Source organism: uncultured Allobosea sp. (genome assembly GCF_945956895.1).
In the GTDB taxonomy this organism is placed as follows: Bacteria; Pseudomonadota; Alphaproteobacteria; order Rhizobiales; family Beijerinckiaceae; genus Allobosea.
This window is the reverse complement of the sequence record NZ_CAMFJF010000006.1, coordinates 70,937-88,309: the sequence shown is the minus strand read 5'-3', so window position 1 is coordinate 88,309 and position 17,373 is coordinate 70,937. Positions and strand designations below refer to the sequence as shown.

General features: G+C 65.9%; 18 protein-coding genes. 12 read left to right on the top strand and 6 right to left on the bottom strand.

The features are described 5' to 3' along the window. Nucleotides 1-17 precede the first annotated feature (17 nt). Both Q0Q02_RS05860 and Q0Q02_RS05855 read right to left on the bottom strand, forming a co-directional pair. Complete coding sequence (locus Q0Q02_RS05860; RefSeq protein ID WP_293807669.1) at nucleotides 18-1,322, bottom strand: extracellular solute-binding protein; 1,305 nt, start codon at nucleotides 1,320-1,322, stop codon at nucleotides 18-20. Nucleotides 1,323-1,549: 227 nt separating this feature from the next. Next, nucleotides 1,550-2,602, bottom strand: coding sequence for a sn-glycerol-3-phosphate ABC transporter ATP-binding protein UgpC (locus Q0Q02_RS05855; RefSeq protein WP_293807668.1), 1,053 nt, complete (start codon nucleotides 2,600-2,602; stop codon nucleotides 1,550-1,552). Between the two features lie 237 nt (nucleotides 2,603-2,839). On the opposite strand from Q0Q02_RS05855, the gene Q0Q02_RS05850 reads away from it, so the two are divergent. The 3 genes from Q0Q02_RS05850 to Q0Q02_RS05840 all read left to right on the top strand — a co-directional run bounded on the left by Q0Q02_RS05850 (nucleotide 2,840) and on the right by Q0Q02_RS05840 (nucleotide 5,517). Next, on the top strand, nucleotides 2,840-3,616 hold the full coding sequence (locus Q0Q02_RS05850) for a FadR/GntR family transcriptional regulator (RefSeq protein ID WP_293807666.1): 777 nt from the start codon (nucleotides 2,840-2,842) through the stop codon (nucleotides 3,614-3,616). 177 nt (nucleotides 3,617-3,793) lie between these two features. Next, the gene (locus Q0Q02_RS05845; RefSeq protein WP_293807804.1) at nucleotides 3,794-4,738 is read left to right on the top strand and encodes a 2-hydroxyacid dehydrogenase; all 945 of its coding nucleotides are present in this window, start codon (nucleotides 3,794-3,796) and stop codon (nucleotides 4,736-4,738) included. After that, nucleotides 4,723-5,517 carry an AprI/Inh family metalloprotease inhibitor gene (locus Q0Q02_RS05840; RefSeq protein WP_293807665.1) on the top strand — a complete coding sequence of 265 codons (795 nt, stop codon included), beginning with the start codon at nucleotides 4,723-4,725 and terminating at the stop codon, nucleotides 5,515-5,517. Before Q0Q02_RS05845 ends, Q0Q02_RS05840 begins: the two co-directional genes overlap by 16 nt. Nucleotides 5,518-5,662: 145 nt before the next feature. Here the strand turns inward: Q0Q02_RS05840 and hppD are convergent, their stop codons facing one another. Beyond that, entirely contained in the window at nucleotides 5,663-6,796 is a 1,134-nt protein-coding gene (hppD, locus tag Q0Q02_RS05835; RefSeq protein WP_293807663.1) for a 4-hydroxyphenylpyruvate dioxygenase, read from the bottom strand. A gap of 133 nt (nucleotides 6,797-6,929) precedes the next feature. Here hppD and Q0Q02_RS05830 point away from each other — a divergent pair, with 133 nt between their 5' ends. The 3 genes from Q0Q02_RS05830 to Q0Q02_RS05820 all read left to right on the top strand — a co-directional run bounded on the left by Q0Q02_RS05830 (nucleotide 6,930) and on the right by Q0Q02_RS05820 (nucleotide 8,979). Next, nucleotides 6,930-7,400 (top strand): Lrp/AsnC family transcriptional regulator, encoded by a 471-nt coding sequence (locus tag Q0Q02_RS05830; RefSeq protein ID WP_293807662.1) that lies wholly within the window; start codon nucleotides 6,930-6,932, stop codon nucleotides 7,398-7,400. 101 nt (nucleotides 7,401-7,501) lie between these two features. After that, complete coding sequence (locus tag Q0Q02_RS05825; protein ID WP_293807660.1) at nucleotides 7,502-8,386, top strand: DUF533 domain-containing protein; 885 nt, start codon at nucleotides 7,502-7,504, stop codon at nucleotides 8,384-8,386. A gap of 293 nt (nucleotides 8,387-8,679) precedes the next feature. Further along, complete coding sequence (locus Q0Q02_RS05820; protein ID WP_293807658.1) at nucleotides 8,680-8,979, top strand: hypothetical protein; 300 nt, start codon at nucleotides 8,680-8,682, stop codon at nucleotides 8,977-8,979. A 123-nt stretch (nucleotides 8,980-9,102) separates the two neighbouring features. Here Q0Q02_RS05820 and Q0Q02_RS05815 read toward each other — a convergent pair whose 3' ends face one another. Together Q0Q02_RS05815 and Q0Q02_RS05810 are read right to left on the bottom strand one after the other, a co-directional pair. Beyond that, nucleotides 9,103-9,228, bottom strand: coding sequence for a hypothetical protein (locus Q0Q02_RS05815; protein WP_293807656.1), 126 nt, complete (start codon nucleotides 9,226-9,228; stop codon nucleotides 9,103-9,105). A gap of 159 nt (nucleotides 9,229-9,387) precedes the next feature. Next, a complete protein-coding gene (locus tag Q0Q02_RS05810; protein ID WP_293807654.1) occupies nucleotides 9,388-10,707 on the bottom strand; it encodes a DUF3422 domain-containing protein in 1,320 nt (439 codons plus the stop codon). 148 nt (nucleotides 10,708-10,855) lie between these two features. On the opposite strand from Q0Q02_RS05810, the gene Q0Q02_RS05805 reads away from it, so the two are divergent. The 5 genes from Q0Q02_RS05805 to Q0Q02_RS05785 all read left to right on the top strand — a co-directional run bounded on the left by Q0Q02_RS05805 (nucleotide 10,856) and on the right by Q0Q02_RS05785 (nucleotide 16,099). Further along, a complete protein-coding gene (locus tag Q0Q02_RS05805; protein ID WP_293807652.1) occupies nucleotides 10,856-11,491 on the top strand; it encodes a hypothetical protein in 636 nt (211 codons plus the stop codon). Nucleotides 11,492-11,753: 262 nt separating this feature from the next. Further along, nucleotides 11,754-12,692 carry an ABC transporter ATP-binding protein gene (locus Q0Q02_RS05800; RefSeq protein WP_293807803.1) on the top strand — a complete coding sequence of 313 codons (939 nt, stop codon included), beginning with the start codon at nucleotides 11,754-11,756 and terminating at the stop codon, nucleotides 12,690-12,692. An 8-nt stretch (nucleotides 12,693-12,700) separates the two neighbouring features. Further along, entirely contained in the window at nucleotides 12,701-13,462 is a 762-nt protein-coding gene (locus Q0Q02_RS05795; RefSeq protein ID WP_293807801.1) for an ABC transporter permease, read from the top strand. Nucleotides 13,463-13,636: 174 nt separating this feature from the next. Continuing rightward, nucleotides 13,637-15,259 carry a peptide chain release factor 3 gene (locus Q0Q02_RS05790; protein WP_293807650.1) on the top strand — a complete coding sequence of 541 codons (1,623 nt, stop codon included), beginning with the start codon at nucleotides 13,637-13,639 and terminating at the stop codon, nucleotides 15,257-15,259. 150 nt (nucleotides 15,260-15,409) lie between these two features. Beyond that, nucleotides 15,410-16,099 carry an OmpW family protein gene (locus Q0Q02_RS05785; RefSeq protein WP_293807649.1) on the top strand — a complete coding sequence of 230 codons (690 nt, stop codon included), beginning with the start codon at nucleotides 15,410-15,412 and terminating at the stop codon, nucleotides 16,097-16,099. Nucleotides 16,100-16,164: 65 nt separating this feature from the next. On the opposite strand, the gene Q0Q02_RS05780 is transcribed toward Q0Q02_RS05785, so the two are convergent. Continuing rightward, the gene (locus tag Q0Q02_RS05780) at nucleotides 16,165-16,638 is read right to left on the bottom strand and encodes an Lrp/AsnC family transcriptional regulator (protein ID WP_293807647.1); all 474 of its coding nucleotides are present in this window, start codon (nucleotides 16,636-16,638) and stop codon (nucleotides 16,165-16,167) included. A gap of 179 nt (nucleotides 16,639-16,817) precedes the next feature. Here Q0Q02_RS05780 and Q0Q02_RS05775 point away from each other — a divergent pair, with 179 nt between their 5' ends. After that, nucleotides 16,818-17,339, top strand: a complete 522-nt coding sequence (locus Q0Q02_RS05775) for a cysteine dioxygenase family protein (RefSeq protein WP_293807645.1) — start codon at nucleotides 16,818-16,820, stop codon at nucleotides 17,337-17,339. The last annotated feature ends 34 nt before the right edge of the window (nucleotides 17,340-17,373 follow it).

Here is a 17,373-nt window from a genome sequence, read left to right as displayed (position 1 = left end):
TCAGCGCAGGGCGCGCATCAGGTCCGGTAATAGCGCTTGGCGCGGCGCTCGGCTTCCTTGGCAGCCTCTTCCGGCGTCGCCTGGCCGGAGCAGACGGAAGCGACCATCTGAACGACCACGTATTCGGCGTTGACCGTGCCGGCAGCCTCGTTGATCGAGCCCTTGTAGCCGCTCCAGAGCGCCCGCTCCCAGGTGTCGCGATAGACGACGATCTTCGGATCGCTCGACCAGACCTTGCTCTCCGCATAGGCCTTCAGCGGCTGTGTCCAGTAGCCGTAGCAGCCGGTCAGCCACTTGTCGTACTGCTCCTTCTCCATCATGAAGCGGAGATATTCCTTCGCGGCGTTCGGGAACTTCGTGTGCTTGAACGCCATGGCGTTGATGATCAGCGCCGGCTCCGACGGGCGCCCGAGCGGACCGACCGGCATGGTGGCGTGGTTCAGGTCCTTGCCGATCGCCGCGGTCTTCTCGTCCTTCGAGTTCTTGATCGAGAAATACAGCGAGACGCCGTTCTGGGTCAGGCCGATTTCACCGGCCGTCAGCGCCTTGTTGTTGCTGATGTCGAGCCAGGAGAGCGTGCCGGGGATGAAGGTCTCGTAGAGCGCCTTGGCGTATTTCAGCGCCTCGATCGTCTCCTTCGAGTTGATCGCGACCTTGTTGTTCTCGTCGACCATGTAGCCGCCATGGGTCCAGACGAGCCAGTTGCAGAAGGCGTTGCCATCACCAACCGCATTGCCGAGCGCGAAGCCGGCGGGATGCCCGATCTCCTTGAGCTTGCGGCAGAGCTTGAGGAAGTTGTCGAGATCCTTCGGGAAGGTGTCGAAGCCCGCTTCCTTGACCCAGGATTCGCGATAGACCGCCGGCGCACCGGAGGCGCCCATCGGGATCGAGACCCACTGGCTGGTCTTGTCCTTCTTGCCGTATTTCTCGGCGATCGGGTACCAGCCGCCGTATTTCTTGCCGAGCCCCTCGGCGATGTCGGTAAGGTCGATCAGCTTGTCCGAGAAGATATGCGGATCATCGGCCCAGCCGACGACGACATCCGGCCCGGCGCCGGTATTGGCGGTCACAGCCGTCTGCGGGCGCAAATCCTCCCAACCGGCATAGTCGACCTTGACCTGCACGCCGGTCGCCTTCGTGAAGGCCTCGGTGTTCTCGTTGAAGATGGCCTGGTCGGGATCGACGAACTTGGTCGGGCGCAGCACGCGTAAGCTCGCGCCCGGCTCGATCTTGGCCTGCGCGATGGACGGCGCGAGCGGCAGCGTCGCCCCCGCGGCGAGCCCGGCGCCGCCGATCAGAACGTCTCTTCTTGAAATGCTCATGGAAACCGTCTCCTCCGTTGGTGCGGCGGCGGCCTGCATGGGACCACCGTCCTGCATGATGATGGGCGTTGACAGCGATCATCCGCCGCCCGCCTTTTGCGCGGCGGCGAATTCCTTGGAGCTGGCCCGATCGGGCTGGATCGCCCGGATCGGAAGCCGTCTCGAACCTAGGCATCAAGAACGCGCGGCTCGACCGGATCGCAGCGCAATCCGGACGGTTGCGTGCCCTAGATCCGCTTGCCGGTCGCGGCGTCGAAAAGATGCGTCACGCTGGTATCGGGGGTGATGCCGATCGTCTCGCCGGGCTTGGCCGAGATGCGCTCGCGGAAGATGCAGGTCAGGTCCTGCCCACCGCAGCGGACGACGACCTGCGTCTCCGAGCCCATCGGCTCGACGACCGCGACCTCGGCCTTCAGGCCGTTGGGATCGAGCCGGATATGCTCGGGGCGGATGCCCAGCACCGCTGACAGCCCATCGGAGCCGATCGGGTGCTTGCCGATCGGCCAGACCGTGCCGCCCTCGGTCTCGAAGCCGTTACCGACGATCTTGCCTTTGAGCAGGTTCATCGAGGGCGAGCCGATGAAGGCGGCGACGAAGAGGTTCGCCGGGTTGTCGTAGAGATCGAGCGGGGCACCCATCTGCTCGACGATGCCGTCATGCATCACGACGATCTTGTCGGCCATGGTCATGGCCTCGATCTGGTCGTGCGTGACATAGACCGTGGTGGTCTTCAGGCGCTGGTGCAGCTCCTTGATCTCGGTGCGCATCTGCACGCGCAGCTTGGCGTCGAGGTTCGAGAGCGGCTCGTCGAACAGGAAGACCTGCGGATCGCGCACGATGGCGCGGCCCATGGCGACGCGCTGACGCTGGCCGCCGGAGAGCTGGCGCGGATAGCGATCGAGCAGCTTGGCGAGGCCCAGGATCTGCGCAGCCTTGTTGACGCGCTCGTCGATCTCGCTCTTCGGCGCCTTTCGGAGCTTCATCGAGAAGGCCATGTTGTCGGCGACCGTCATATGCGGATAGAGCGCATAGTTCTGGAACACCATGGCGATGTCGCGCTCCTTCGGCGGAACGTCGTTCACCACCTTCGGCCCGATGCGAATCTCGCCGCCCGAGATGTTCTCGAGCCCCGCGATCATGCGCAGCAGGGTCGACTTCCCGCAGCCCGACGGGCCGACCAGGATGACGAACTCGCCGTCGTTGATGTCGATATCGACGCCGTGAATGACCTGCGTCGACCCGTAGGCCTTGCGCACATCGGCGATCTGGACTGAGGCCATGCCGTCCTTCCCTGCTTTCCGTTCCCTGATCCCAGGCTCGCCCTTGGGCGGCTTGTGACCACAATCGGCTTCTTGTGACCGAATGATGAAAGCGGACATCCCTGTTCCGGGCGATTGTGTCCGTTCCAATCTACGATAAAGTCATACGATAGAAGCGGCCCTGTCAAGCGCCGCCACAGCCTCGGCCATGCCGCAAATTCAGGCTGACCCGAGGCGCCCGAGGGAGGGGTACCAGCGATGCGCGTACGCGACTTCTCGCGGCCGACGACGCTCAATCCGGACCGGCTTTTCGGCCAGGTCGCCCAGAAGCTCGCCGTCGCGATCATCACCGGCAGCGTCCGGGCCGGCGAGGTCCTGCCGAACGAGGACGACCTGCGCTCGGAAATATCGGTTTCGCGCACCGCCTATCGCGAGGCTGTCAAGATCCTGACCGCCAAGGGGCTGGTCGAGGCGCGCCCGAAGAGCGGCACCCGCGCCGCGCCGCGCGAACGCTGGAACCTGCTCGACCCCGACGTATTGTCCTGGCATTTCGAGGCCGATCCCAACGAGAAATTCATCCGCGATCTCTTCGAGTTGCGCCGTTTCGTCGAGCCCAGCGCCGCCCGCCTCGCCGCACAGCGCCGGACCTCGGCCGATATCGCCCGCATCGAGGCGGCCTATCGCGGCATGGCCGACGGCACGCCTTACGCCGAAAGTACGATCCGGGCCGACCTCGCCTTCCACGAAGCGATCTTCGCCGCGTGCCAGAACGCCGCGCTGCAATGCCTCTCCAGCGCAGTCATCGCGACGCTGCAATGGTCATTGCTGCTGAAGACGGGCGACGAGGCCGCCTATATCGAATCCCTGCCCGACCACGAGCATGTGCTGCTCGCCATCATCGATCGCGACGGCGACCTCGCCTCGGCCCGCATGGCCGGCCTGGTCATCGACAGCCTGAACACGACGCTGGCATCGCTCGGCACGCATGTCGCCACGGAGACTGGGAAGATCGCCAGAATAAAGCATACTAAATAAACGCTTCGCATCGACAGCGAAGCGTGTTCGGATAGCGCTCATGCGGCGGCGGGGCTATGCCGTCCCGGCAGGCTGCGCCATTGCATTTTAATCGATTCAGACCAGCCGAATCAACGACCTTCGCCACCCCACACGGACAGCCCGACAATGACAGCCTCCACCAAGCCCGAAATCGTCATGACCGGCCCGCTGATGGCCTATGCCGCCGACCAGCTCAAGGCGCGCTTCACCGTCCACGAACTGTGGAAGGCGGCGGATCGCGATGCCCTGCTGCGCGAGGTCGCGGATCGCGTGCGCGGCGTCGCCGCCGGCGGCGGCCACAACCGGGTCGACGGCGCGCTTTTCGATGCGCTGCCCAAGCTTGAGGTCATCTCCAGCTTCGGCGTCGGCTACGACCATGTCGACGCTGCCGAGGCGGGCCGGCGCGGCCTCACCGTCACCAACACGCCCGACGTGCTCACCGACGAGGTCGCCGATCTCGCGCTTGGCCTGCTGATCGCCACCGTCCGCCAGCTCCCACAGGTCGATCGCTACCTGCGCGAAGGCAAGTGGCTGAAGGGCGCCTATCCGCTCACCACCTCGCTGCGCGGGCGCAAGGTCGGCATCGTCGGCCTCGGCCGCATCGGCAAGGCGGTGGCGCAGCGTGTCGAGGCCTTCGGTCTGCCGGTCGTCTATCACGGCCGCTCGCGCCAGCCTGACGTGTCCTATCCCTACTATCCCTCGCTGGTCGACATGGCCGCCGATGTCGACACGCTGATCTCGGTCGCGCCGGGCGGAGCCTCGACCCATCACATCATCAATGCCGAGGTGCTGAAGGCGCTGGGCCCCAACGGCATCCTGGTCAATGTCGGTCGCGGCACGGTCGTCGACGAGCAGGCGCTGATCAAGGCGCTCAACGACAAGACCATCCTCTCCGCCGGCCTCGACGTGTTCGAGGACGAGCCGCGCGTGCCCGCAGAGCTGATCGCGATCGAGCATGCCGTGCTGCTGCCCCATGTCGGCTCGGCTTCGGTCCATACCCGCGAAGCGATGGGCCAGCTTCTGGTCGACAACATGGTTTCATGGTTCGATGGCAAGGGGCCGCTGACGCCCGTGTCGGAGACACCATGGAAAAAGGCCTGATCCGCCGGCTGCTGCCGCTCCTGATCCTCGCCGCCGGCGCCCTGCCGGCGGTCGCCCAGACGGCGCCGCTGCCGCGTGGCGCCGACAAGGCTCCTGAGGCGATCCGCCGCTGGCTGGGCGCCTGGGAGCTCGGGCTCGCCGATGCATCGAAAAGCTGCACCGTCACCCTCGGTGCGGAGCCAGCCGGCAATCGGCGCCAGTTGCGCTTCCCTGCCACCTGCCGGCGTGCTCTGCCCATCCTCGACACCGCCGTGTCCTGGACGCTGAACGGGAGCGGACAGCCCCAGTTCATGGATGCTGGCGGCAAGGAACTCGTCGGTTTCCAGAGCGGTACGCCCGAAGCCGGCCTCGACGGCAAGGGCAGCGACGGCAAGGCCTACAAGCTCGCGTCGCGGGACCATCCGCGCGTTTCCCCGAAAGCCCCACAGAATCCGGCGGCGAGCGCGGCCCAGCGCATCACGGCCGTCGACCCCGCGACGGCGCCAGCGCCTTCTTCCCTGCCGGGCCGCTATGTCCTGATGCGCCAGCAGAACCGCGAGGCTTGCCGGCTCGTGCTCTCGCCCGCATCTGCCGATGGCCGCCAGGCCGCCGCTTTCGAGGGGATGTGTCCGGATACCGGGCTGACCATCTTCGACCCCGTCGGCTGGCGCTATGCCGAGGGCCGCCTGACGCTCGTCGCCCGGCGCGGCCACGGCACCGACCTCGTCTTCGAGAACGGCCAGTGGCGCAAGGACCCGGCGGTCGGGGCGCCGCTCCTGATGCGGAAGCTCACGCCGTAGGAATTGCCCTTCGCCCGATCGATGCTCTCCGTCATTGCGAGGAGCGTCAGCGACGAAGCAATCCAGGGGAACGTAGAGTTCTACCGCCCCTGGATTGCTTCGCTGCGCTCGCAATGACGTCTGATGCTGCTGGAGCCTGGCCTATTTACTCCGCAGCCGCCGGGCTCAGCACGCCCCTGCGGATCTGGTCTTCCTCGATCGATTCGAAGAGTGCGCGGAAATTGCCCTCGCCGAAACCGTCATCGCCCTTGCGCTGGATGAACTCGAAGAAAATCGGTCCGACCACCGTGGCCGAGAAGATCTGCAGCAGCACCTTGCTCATCCGCCCCTGTTTCTCGCCGAGCGCGACCGCGCCCTCGCCATCGATCAGGATGCCATTGGCCTTGAGCCGCTCGACCGGCTCGCCATGGTTCGGCACGCGGGCATCGACCTTCTCGTAATAGGTCGCGGGTGGCGACGGCATGAACGGCAGGCCGTTGCCGCGCAGGGCCTCGACGCTGGCATAGATGTCGCGCGAACCCATCGCGACATGCTGGATGCCCTCGCCCTTGTACTGGCGCAGGTATTCCTCGATCTGGCTCTTGTCGTCGAGCGACTCGTTGATCGGGATGCGGATCTTGCCGCAGGGCGAGGTCAGCGCCCGCGAGATCAGGCCGGTCAGCTTGCCCTCGATATTGAAGAAGCGGATCTCGCGGAAATTGAACAGCTTGCCGTACCAGTCGGCCCAATGGTCCATGCGGCCGCGCATGACGTTATGGGTGAGGTGGTCGAGGTAATACAGGCCGGCCTGCTCCGGATGCGGATCGCGCTCGCCGATCCACTCGAAATCGACGTCCCAGATCGAGCCCTTCTCGCCATAGCGATCGACAAAATAGAGCAGCGAGCCGCCAATGCCGCGCACGGCGGGGATCGCGAGTTCGCCCGGCCCGATCGCACTCTCATAGGGCTCGGCGCCGAGCGAAACCGCCCGCTCGAAGGAGTGCTTGGCATCGACGACGCGGAAAGCCATGGCACAGGCGCAGGGGCCGTGCTGAACCGCGAAGGCCTGGGCGAAGGAATCGGGCTCGGCATTGACAACGAAATTCACGTCGCCCTGCCGATAGAGCGTCACCTGCTTCGAGCGGTGGCGTGCGACCTTGGTGAAGCCCATCGTCTCGAACAGGGCGCCGAGCTTCTCCGGCTCGGGATGGGCGAACTCGACGAATTCGAAACCGTCCGTCCCCATTGGGTTGGCAGCCGAGATCGCGGGCGGAGCGGCGTCGTGCGGAAACGGACCCATGGGCATTCCTCCTGTCTGCTCTTGTCGGGATGGCCCATGATCGCGCAAGCATCAGGCGATTTGCATGCAAACTTGCCTCGTTCAGAAATCTCGATGCATGATCTACGCATCAATGGCGCCATGGATGCATGATATGGCTACGCTCGACGCTCTCGACTGGCGCCTTCTGGACGCGCTCCAGAACGACGCCTCCCTGACCAACGCAGCGCTGGCCGAAACGGTCGGACTGTCCGCGAGCCAGGTCTCGCGCCGGCGGCAGCGATTGGAGCAGGAAGGCGTGATTCGCGGCTACCGCGCGGCGCTGGAGCCTTCCGCCGTCGGCCTCGGCGTCATCGTCTTCATCCATGTCGCGCTCGATACCCATACCCGCGACAATGCCCGCCGCTTCCGCGACCTCGTGCGATTGACGCCCGCGATCCTCGAAGCCCATGCCCTGACCGGCGAAGCCGATTATCTGCTCAAGGTCGCGGTCGGCGACCTGAAGGCGCTCGCCCAGCTCGTCAACGAAATCCTGATGCCGCATGAGAGCGTGGCCCGCGTCCGCTCTGAAATCGCGCTGGAAACGCTGAAGGAACCGGGACTGCTACCTCTGCCGATGACTTGAGCGCCGAGCTGTGCAAACTGGCGCCTTGGTCGCGCCGCTTTCATGCGGCTGATCGATCTCGACTGCGCGGCATGACGGCCGCCAACAGGAGAAACAGAGACATGTTCAACGCCAAATCCCTGCTCGACGCCCTGATCAGCGCCGGCAGCCAGGCCGGCGCACAGGCCGGGCAGCAGGGCGGCCTCGGCGGCATGCTCGGCGGGCTGGCCGATCAGGTCCAGCGCTCGGGCGGCCTCGGCGGACTGGCGGGGCAGATCCTGACCCAGGCGACGCAGGGCCTGGGCGATGCGGCGCGCCAGACGGGCGTGCAGCAAGGCGCCGGCGATGCGCTCGGCCGGGTCACCGGCGGCAGGACGCCCGACCAGCTGATCGAGCAGGCCAAGGGCATGTTCAACAGCAACCCGGCTTTGGCGACTGCGGTGCTCGGCGGCCTCGGCGCCCTTGTCTTCGGCACCAGCACGGGCCGCGCGGTCGCGAGCTCCGCCGCCAAGCTTGGTGGCCTCGCCCTGATCGGCAGCCTCGCCTACAAGGCCTACCAGAACTATCAGGCCGGCAAACCGCTGCTCGACGCCAGCCAGCAGGAGCTGCTGCCCGCCCCGGCCGGAACCGGCTTCGAGCCGCAGGCGGCGAGCGAGGCGACGACACTGACCTTCATCCGCGCGATGATCGCGGCAGCGGCCGCCGACGGCCATATCGACGCCGAGGAGCGCAATGCCATCCTCGGCGGCCTGAAGGAGGCTGGCCTCGAGCAGGAGGCCCATGAGTGGCTGGCGCAGGAGCTGGCGAACCCGGCTTCGATCGATACGCTGGTCGAGGCGGCCGAGAGCCCCGAGCTTGCCGCGCAGATCTACACGGCGGCGCGCATCGCCATCAATCCGGACAATGCCGCCGAGAAGGACTTCCTCGCCGGTCTCGCCGGCTCGCTCGGCCTCGATGCCGAACTCGTCGCCAATATCGACGCGGCCGCCAGCGCGGCCAAGGTCTGACACCTATCGGATTGCGTCTGGCTGACGCCGGATGGCCCATTGCTGCGGGCGGGAGGGCCAATCCCGGCAGGAACGCCCGCTTGCCACCGGCAACCTTCGTGGCGTCGTTCCCGCCCGGGAGCGACGCCACCGCCCCTTTCGGCCCGAGCCTCTCGCCGAATGGCTGCCGCGGGGCATGCCCGGACTGGTCCGGAAAATAATTCCCCGTCTCTTTGAACCGATCGATCCGTGCCCGCGACCAATGGGCATAGAGGGCGACATCTTCGCTCTCGCAACGATCGGGAGAGACGAGCATGACCACGTTCCGCAAGACGCTGACCGCGACCCTCGCGGCCGTGACCCTGGCCGCCACCTTCATGGCTTCCGGCGCCGAGGCGCGCCCGCGCTGGGGTTACCGCTACGGCGGCTGGGGTGTCGGGGCCGGTGTGGTCGGGGCCATCGCTGCGGGCGCGATCATCGCAGGCGCCACCCGCCCCGCCTATGGCTACGGCTACTATGACGCCCCGGCCCCCGTCCGCTCCTGCGACATGGTCGAACGCTTCGACCGCTGGGGCAATGTCATCGGCTACCGCCGGGTCTGCGGCTACTACTGAGCTTCCCCGGACGGCCCTGTTTCGAGACCCAAGACTCAAAAGGCCGGCGCAAGCCGGCCTATTTTTGTTGCCCGTCGACGAGCCTGCCGCCTTGGAGGCTGCGATCGAACGGTGCGGAACGCTTCAGGCTCTCGGGTCGACCAGCCGGCGAGGACCGCGGCTGCGCACCGGCACGGGAACGGGTTGCGGCGCGACAGGCGGCGCAAGCAGTGCGCCGAGACGCAGGAACAGGCGTACGATCAGATCCATGTTTCCCTCAGATCCGGGCCATCGAGATATGGCCTTGTCACGGCGAGAATGCCGCCGAAACCCCTTCAAATGCATTAGGGGCCGCAGCCGACTTGCTTCTAGCGTTAAGCCTCCGCTGACGGGACCGCAGAAAAGCGGCGCAATTCTGTCCGTGCGAACTCAACTTTCGTGATGCCCGCGTCGGATGCGCCTGACCGCCAGCCAGACGCCGGCCAGCGCCACCGGCACGAACAGGGCCGTCGCGACGCCGATATCCGGCATCGGCCAGCCCGCCTCCTTGGCTCCCTTCGCGAGATAGCCGAACAGGCTGACGACGTAATAGGCGATGGCAGCGACCGACAGGCCCTCGACCGTATGCTGCAGGCGCAGTTGCAGCCGTGTGCGCTCGTTCATCGCGGCCAGCAGGTCGCGATTCTGCTGCTCCAGCGCGACGTCGACGCGGGTGCGCAGCAGGTTGGAGGCCCGCCCCAGATTGCGCGAGAGATCGGCCAGCCGCCCGACCAGCATCTGGCAGGTCCGCATCGCCGGCGCCATCCGGCGCGACAGGAAAGCAGAGATCGTCGGCCAGCCCTCATGCGGCTGCTCGCCGATCGCGGCAAGCCGTTGCTGCACGATGTCGCTATAGGCGCGGCTGGCGCCGAAGCGGTAGCCGGCCACGGTCGCCTCAGCCTGGAGCCTGGCGGCGAGCGCCGTCATCTCGTCGAGCAGGGCGTTGTCGGCGGCAAGTCCGTCGGTCCGCGTCATCGTGCTGGCGATGCGCACCAGCGCCTCCTCCGTCGAGCGGACGAAGGGCCCGACGCGATGGGCCTCGGGCAGGCCGAGAAGGGCGAGCGTGCGGTAGGTCTCGATCTCCAGCAGACGCTGCACCAGCGCGCCCGCCTGAGCCGGCGTCAATGCCCGGTCCCGCACCAGGATGCGGACGAACCCGTCGGCACAGGCCCGGAAATCGGTCGCCGCCATGGCCGCGCCGCCATCGACCGAGACCACCGCCAGGCTGGAGGCATCGAAAAGCCTGTCGAACCCCTCGGTCGGCCGCTCGACGATCAGATGCAGGTCGACCGAGACGAGATGCGGCCCCGGTTGCGGCAGTTCGAGCATCGGCTGCGGCAGCATCGTGGGCGGCGGCTCGAAGGGCTGGCCGCCATTGGCCGGCAATTCCCAGCTATAGGTGGTGAACTCGCTATGCTGCTCCCAGCGCAGCCCGGTATCGTTGAGCCGTGCGCGATGATGCTTGGCCCCTTCCAAGGGGCCGGCGACGCCGCGCTCGGCACAGAAGCGCGCCAGCGCCGCGCGATCCGCGGCGGCCTGCTCGCCATCGGTCAGGAAGGCGAAATGCAGGACGCGGCTCGGTGTCGCCATCGGCGCGAAGGGGCGGGCATGCACCTCGCCCAGGATCGTGCCTCGATCGGGATGCGCGATCAGCCGCGACGGCGCGGGGTGCGACGCCTGAACCTCAGCCGCGTTGCGCGTGTCGTCCATCACCGCCCCCGCCTTTCCGGATGGCACCAGCTTGCCTTAGGTCATCTGATGCGCCAACCGTCGCAACGCCGCAGGGCCGGGCGCTGCTGCCATGGCCTGTCGCCCCCGGTCGCAATGCTGATGACGATCAAGCTCGGCGAGCCATCACATGCCCCTTCCCAACCGCGTCAGACCCGATGGCACGCTCTTCGCCGATCCGGCGCGCGGCACCTTCTATGGCAACCGTGGCGGCCGCTTCCACGACCCCTCGGCGCATGAAGTCCCCACCCGCATGCAGGCGACGCGCCAGTGGCTCTGCTGCGTCCTCTCCTTCAAGGGGCGCAAGCGCAAGGTCTGGGGCCGCGGCTATACCGAACTGTTCTTCTGCGACGAGGTGACGGCGCTCGCCGCAGGGCATCGCCCCTGCATGGAATGCCGGCGACAGGATGCGCTCGCCTATCGCGAGGCGCTCGTCCGTGGCCTCGGTCTCCCCGAGACGCCGCTCTTTCCCGAGATCGACCGCATCCTCGACGCCGATCGCCGGGACGGCCGGATGAAGCGCACGCATCGGCTGCCGGCCGAGCGATTGCCCGACGGCACGATGCTGCTTTCCGGCAACGAGGAAGGTTTCCTGGCGCTGCGCGGGGCGTCCGCCCTGCTCTGGTCGCCCGGTGGTTATGTCGGCCGGCGCGAACGCCCGACCGGCTTCGTAACGGTGCTCACGCCCCCCGCTACGCTCGCGGCGCTGGAGCACGGCTACCACCCGCAATGGCATCCGAGCGCCGAGGCTTTCGAAACGGCCTGACAAGCCCTGGAAAGAAACGTCCTCCCTCCGAAAGATGTTGCCGCAGCATCGTTGATCCAACGAGGGGCTGCACATGCGTTTCGTCATCCTGTTGTGGTTCTTCATGAAGTAGCGTTCGGCTGCGTCGCTTGGAGAAGGCCGGGCCCAGCGCCCGGCCTTCTCGTTTGCGGCGGCGCTTCCCGCCATGAACTGACAGGCGATCATGCTTTCCCGGCATGATCCCGCCATCGCAACCACGCAACAGCTCCCCTATATGCCGCCCATGCCAGACACGACTTCGCCGATCATCTCGGTCTCCGGCCTCTCGAAGACCTATGCCTCCGGCTTCAGCGCGCTGAAATCGGTCGACCTCGCGATCAGGCGCGGCGAGATATTCGCCCTGCTCGGCCCCAACGGCGCCGGCAAGACGACGCTGATCAGCATCATCTGCGGCCTTGTCCGGCCGAGCACCGGCACGGTCACGGCCGATGGCCACGACATCCTCCGCGATTACCGCGCCGCCCGCTCGGCCATCGGCCTCGTGCCGCAGGAACTGACCACCGACGCCTTCGAGACGGTGTGGTCCACGGTGAATTTCAGTCGCGGCCTCTTCGGCAAACCGAAGGACCCGGCCCTGATCGAGCGCATCCTCAAGGACCTCTCGCTCTGGGAGAAGAAGGACAGCCAGATCCGCATGCTCTCGGGCGGCATGAAGCGGCGCGTCATGATCGCCAAGGCGCTCTCGCACGAGCCGCGCATCCTCTTCCTCGACGAACCGACCGCCGGCGTCGATGTCGAGCTGCGGCAGGACATGTGGCAGATGGTGCGCCGCCTGCGTGACGAGGGCGTCACCATCATCCTGACGACCCATTATATCGAGGAAGCCGAGGAGATGGCCGACCGCGTCGGCGTCATTTCCAAGGGCGAGATCATCCTGGTCGAGGAGAAGGCCGAGCTGATGCGCAAGCTCGGCAAGAAGCAGCTCTCCCTCCAGCTCCAGCAGCCGATCGCGGCCGTGCCGGAGGCACTGGCGAGCTTCGACCTCAAGCTCTCGGCCGCCGGCGACGAGATCGTCTACACCTACGACACACAGGCCGAACGCACCGGCATCACCACCTTGCTGCAGGGCCTGGCCGAGGCGGGTATCCGCTTCCGCGACCTCAGCACCAGCCAGAGCTCGCTCGAGGACATTTTCGTGAGCCTCGTCAAGGAGCGCCGCTGATGACTGGCCTGAACCTGCACGCCATCGCCGCGATCTACCGCTTCGAGATGGCCCGCACCTGGCGTACGCCCTTGCAGAGCATCGTCTCGCCGGTGCTCTCGACCTCGCTCTATTTCATCGTCTTCGGCGGCGCGATCGGCTCGCGCATGCAATCGGTCGAGGGCGTGCCCTATGGCGCCTTCATCGTGCCCGGCCTGATCATGCTCTCGCTGCTGACGCAGAGCATCGCCAACGCCTCCTTCGCGATCTATTTCCCGAAATTCACCGGCACGATCTACGAATTGCTCTCCGCCCCCGTCGCCTGGTGGGAGGCGGTGATCGCCTATGTCGGCGCGGCCGCGACCAAGTCGATCCTGCTCGGCCTGATCATCCTGTTGACCGCCGCCTTCTTCGTGCCGCTGCGGATCGAGCATCCCGTGATGATGCTGCTCTTCCTCGTGCTGACGGCGACGACCTTCAGCCTGTTCGGCTTCATCATCGGCATCTGGGCCGATGGCTTCGAGAAATTGCAGGTCATTCCTCTGCTGATCGTGACACCGCTCGCCTTCCTCGGCGGCTCCTTCTACTCGATCTCGATGCTGCCGCCCTTCTGGCAGACGGTGACGCTGTTCAATCCGGTGGTCTACCTGATCAGCGGTTTCCGCTGGAGCTTCTACGGGCTCGCCGATGTCAGCCTGGGTGTCAGCCTCGGCATGACCCTGATCTTCCTCGCCGCCTGCATCGCGACCGTCGGCTGGATCTTCAAGACGGGCTATCGGCTGAAGAATTGAACAGGAAGGCCGTCCTCTCCGTCATTGCGAGCGCAGCGAAGCAACCCAGGGGGACTGGGTGAGCGGCTCAGCCAGTCCCCTGGGTTGCTTCGTTGCTTCGCTCCTCGCAATGACGACGCGGCGTAACGAACAAGCGCAATTGACTTCCGCCCCCCTTCCGTCTTCATGCGCGCCATGACCGATCTTTCGACCCTTGAAGCGTCCGCGGCCTCCGCTGCACCGCATGCGCGCCGGCGCACCTTCGCCATCATCTCGCATCCGGACGCGGGCAAGACGACGCTGACCGAAAAGCTGCTCTATTTCGGCGGCGCCATTCAGCTCGCCGGCGAGGTGCGCGCCAAGCAGGGCCGCCGCCAGACCTCATCAGACTGGATGAAGATCGAGCGCCAGCGCGGCATCTCGGTCGTCACCTCGGTGATGACCTTCGAATATGGCGGCCACGTCTTCAATCTGCTCGACACGCCCGGCCACGAGGACTTCTCGGAAGACACCTATCGGACGCTCACTGCGGTCGACGCCGCCGTCATGGTGATCGACGCCGCCAAGGGCATCGAGGACCGCACCAAGAAGCTGTTCGAGGTCTGCCGGCTCCGCGACATCCCGATCGTCACCTTCATCAACAAGGTCGACCGCGAGACGCGCGACCCCTTCGACCTGATCAACGAGATCGAGACGACGCTGGCGCTCGACGTCGCGCCGATGACCTGGCCGGTCGGTCGCGGCCGCGAATTCGTCGGCACCTACGATCTCAAGGCCAATACCTTCCGCCGCAACCAGAAGGGCGACGAGCGCGCCGAGGACCGCCAGGTCTCGGGCTGGGACGATCCGCTCTTCGACGAATTGCTGCCGCACGGCGCCGCCGAGACCTGGCGCGAGGAAGTCTTCCTCGCCGCCGAGGGGTTGAAGCCCTTCGATCTCCAGGCCTTCCGCGAGGGCCATCTGACCCCGCTCTATTTCGGCGCGGCGCTCCGCGACTACGGTGTGCGCGACCTGATCGATGCTCTGGGCCGCTATGCGCCGAGCCCGCGCGCGCAAGCATCCGACAAGCGCCCGATCGAGGCGGACGAGCCGAAGATGACCGGCTTCGTCTTCAAGATCCAGGCGAACATGGACCCGAACCACCGCGACCGCATCGCCTTCATGCGCATCTGCTCGGGCAAGCTGTCACGCGGCATGAAGGCCAAGCTCGTCCGCACCGGCAAGCCGATGCCGCTCAACGCGCCGCAATTCTTCTTCGCCCGCGACCGCTCGATCGCCGAGGAGGCCTTCGCCGGCGATATCGTCGGCCTGCCGAACCACGGCACCCTGCGCATCGGCGACACGCTGACCGAGGGCGAGGACATCGTCTTCAAGGGCGTGCCGAGCTTCGCCCCGGAAATCCTGCGCCGCGTCAAGCTCAAGGACGCGATGAAGGCCAAGAAGCTACGCGAGGCGCTACAGCAGATGGCCGAGGAAGGTGTCGTCCAGCTCTTCCTGCCGCATGACGGCGCGCCCGCCATCGTCGGCGTCGTCGGCGCCCTTCAGCTTGACGTGCTCAAGGAGCGCATGGACGCCGAATATTCGCTGCCCGTCGATTTCGAGCCCTGCCAGTTCTCGATCGCCCGCTGGGTCTCTTCGGACGACAAGGTGGCGCTGCAGAAATTCGTCGGCCACAAGCCCTCGGCCATGGCCGACGATCTCGACGGCGACCCGGTCTTCATGGCGTCCAGCCAGTTCACGCTGAAATACGACGCCGAGCGCGCGCCCGACATCACCTTCTCGGACGTGAAGGACTATCAGAAGGTCACGAAGGCCTGATCGGCTTCCGTGACCTGAAAGTCACAGCAGGCCGCCGCCTCCCCCGCGGTTGATCCGCATCAATTCGCGTCGCGCGAAACAGGCGCTGATGGAGCCATGAGCTGGAGATGCCGACAGGCAGCCCGGCTTACCACTCCAGGGGCTTCCGCCATGACGTTTCGTTCGATCACCCTTTCCCTCGCCGCCGCGCTGCTCGGCGCCACCGCGCTGACCGGCGCGCAGGCGGCAGACCTGCCGTCCACCAAGGTGGCCCCGATCGCGCCTGTCCTGACGCAGTGGAGCCCGTGGATGATCCGCGGCCGTGCGCTTTTCGTCGTCCCGCAGGAGAAGGCCAGCCTGAACATCGGCGGCGCGCCAATCGTCGGCGGCAAGGTCGATATCTCGAACTCGGTCGTGCCCGAGCTCGACATCACCTATTTCTTCACGAAGAACATCGCCGCCGAACTCGTCCTCGGCGTCACCCCGCATAACGTGAAGGGCGCGGGCAGCCTTGCCGGGGCGCGCATCGGCTCAGCCTGGCTGCTGCCGCCGACCTTGATGCTGCAATACCACTTCACCGATCTCGGCGCCTTCAAGCCCTATGTCGGCGCGGGCGTGAACTACACCGTGTTCTTCAACGAGAAGGCCAAGGGCGGCTTCACCGATTTCGACCTGAAGGACTCCTTCGGCTTCGCCCTCCAGGCCGGCTTCGACTATATGATCGACCAGCATTGGGGCTTCAACTTCGACGTCAAGAAGCTCTTCCTGGAGCCCAAGGTGAAGGTGAACAACGGCCTTGTCGCCGGCAAGGTCAAGATCGACCCCTGGCTGATCGCCGCGGGCGTGACCTACCGCTTCTGAGCCATCAGGCCTGTCGGAGCGACGAAGGGAGCGGTAAGCCGCTCCCTTTGTCATGGCTCTGCGGATTAGCGCTCGGCAAAGCCCAGCGGGATCGCCGAGGTCGACTTCAGCTCCTCCATCGCGAACATCGAGGTCACGTCGCTGAGGTCGATGCGCGAGATCAGCTTCTTGTAGAGCGCGTCATAGGCGGCGATGTCGGAGACGCAGGCCTTGAGCAGGTAGTCGATCTCGCCGCTCATCCGGTAGAAATCGACGATCTCCGGCAGGTCCTGCACGGCGGCATGGAAGCGTTCCAGCCATTCCATCGAATGCCGCGCCGTCCTGACCGCGATGAAGACGGTGACGCCGGCCTTGAGCTTGTCACGATCGAGCAGGGCGACGCGCCGCTTGATATAGCCGCCCTCCTCCAGCTTCTGCACCCGCCGCCAGCAGGGCGAGGATGACAGTCCCACCGCCTCGGCGAGTTCGGCGAGCGGCTGGCTCGCATCCTCCTGCAAGCGCGCCAGGATGCGCAGGTCGAAGGCATCGAGCTTGGCCATGGCTCCTCGCGAAAATCGGAATCTGCTTCCCTCTTGGAGAGTGAAGCAGAGAATAATTTCCATGTATTATCGCATGATGGGCATATAATTCCAAATGGGGATGAAAATTCTCCATCTCCGCAAACCGCTTCCCGCTTTCGACGCGTATGATTTCTCCAACTGATCGAGAGGGGAATGGCATGCAGGGTTTTCTTAGCGAGGAGCGGCGCGGGGCCGTGTTGCGCAACCTGCGGACCGATGCGGGCACGCTGACGCGCGACTATCTGAGCGCCGCGCGCGAGGTGCTGCAGGAGTTCGTCGCCATGCCCGACCTGATCCAGCGCCTGCCGCTGGAGCGCAAGGCCGGCAGCTATAGCCGCAACCTGCTCGCGGGCAACGAGGCCGTCAGCGTCTGGGCGATCGTCTGGGGCGAGGGCTCGGCCACCTCGATCCACGACCATCATTGCTCCTGCTGCTTCGGCGTGGTCTCCGGCACCGTGACCGAGACCTGGTATCGCGCCATCGACACCAATCGCGCCGTGCCGACCGAGGAGCAGGAGCGCAAGCCCGGCTATGTCGCCTGCATGCTGCCCTCGGGCCCGAATATCCATCGCATGCGCAATTTCGGACCGGGCGAAGCGATCTCGATCCATATCTACGGCTTCGACCACGAGGTTCACACCTCCTCGATCGAAACCGAGTACACCGCCGTCAGCGGCTGATTTCCTCTCGCCGGCGCATTTTATCCCCGGCCTC

Coding starts and splice junctions, on each gene's coding strand:
- Q0Q02_RS05785 (WP_293807649.1), top strand. CDS start 15,410: ATGACGTTTCGTTCGATCACCCTTTCCCTCGCCGCCGCGCTGCTCGGC.
- hppD (WP_293807663.1), bottom strand. CDS start 6,796: ATGGGTCCGTTTCCGCACGACGCCGCTCCGCCCGCGATCTCGGCTGCC.
- Q0Q02_RS05845 (WP_293807804.1), top strand. CDS start 3,794: ATGACCGGCCCGCTGATGGCCTATGCCGCCGACCAGCTCAAGGCGCGC.
- Q0Q02_RS05830 (WP_293807662.1), top strand. CDS start 6,930: ATGGCTACGCTCGACGCTCTCGACTGGCGCCTTCTGGACGCGCTCCAG.
- Q0Q02_RS05780 (WP_293807647.1), bottom strand. CDS start 16,638: ATGGCCAAGCTCGATGCCTTCGACCTGCGCATCCTGGCGCGCTTGCAG.
- Q0Q02_RS05800 (WP_293807803.1), top strand. CDS start 11,754: ATGCCAGACACGACTTCGCCGATCATCTCGGTCTCCGGCCTCTCGAAG.
- Q0Q02_RS05825 (WP_293807660.1), top strand. CDS start 7,502: ATGTTCAACGCCAAATCCCTGCTCGACGCCCTGATCAGCGCCGGCAGC.
- Q0Q02_RS05820 (WP_293807658.1), top strand. CDS start 8,680: ATGACCACGTTCCGCAAGACGCTGACCGCGACCCTCGCGGCCGTGACC.
- Q0Q02_RS05815 (WP_293807656.1), bottom strand. CDS start 9,228: ATGGATCTGATCGTACGCCTGTTCCTGCGTCTCGGCGCACTGCTTGCG.
- Q0Q02_RS05805 (WP_293807652.1), top strand. CDS start 10,856: ATGCCCCTTCCCAACCGCGTCAGACCCGATGGCACGCTCTTCGCCGAT.
- Q0Q02_RS05810 (WP_293807654.1), bottom strand. CDS start 10,707: ATGGACGACACGCGCAACGCGGCTGAGGTTCAGGCGTCGCACCCCGCG.
- Q0Q02_RS05860 (WP_293807669.1), bottom strand. CDS start 1,322: ATGAGCATTTCAAGAAGAGACGTTCTGATCGGCGGCGCCGGGCTCGCC.
- Q0Q02_RS05855 (WP_293807668.1), bottom strand. CDS start 2,602: ATGGCCTCAGTCCAGATCGCCGATGTGCGCAAGGCCTACGGGTCGACG.
- Q0Q02_RS05850 (WP_293807666.1), top strand. CDS start 2,840: ATGCGCGTACGCGACTTCTCGCGGCCGACGACGCTCAATCCGGACCGG.
- Q0Q02_RS05840 (WP_293807665.1), top strand. CDS start 4,723: ATGGAAAAAGGCCTGATCCGCCGGCTGCTGCCGCTCCTGATCCTCGCC.
- Q0Q02_RS05775 (WP_293807645.1), top strand. CDS start 16,818: ATGCAGGGTTTTCTTAGCGAGGAGCGGCGCGGGGCCGTGTTGCGCAAC.
- Q0Q02_RS05790 (WP_293807650.1), top strand. CDS start 13,637: ATGACCGATCTTTCGACCCTTGAAGCGTCCGCGGCCTCCGCTGCACCG.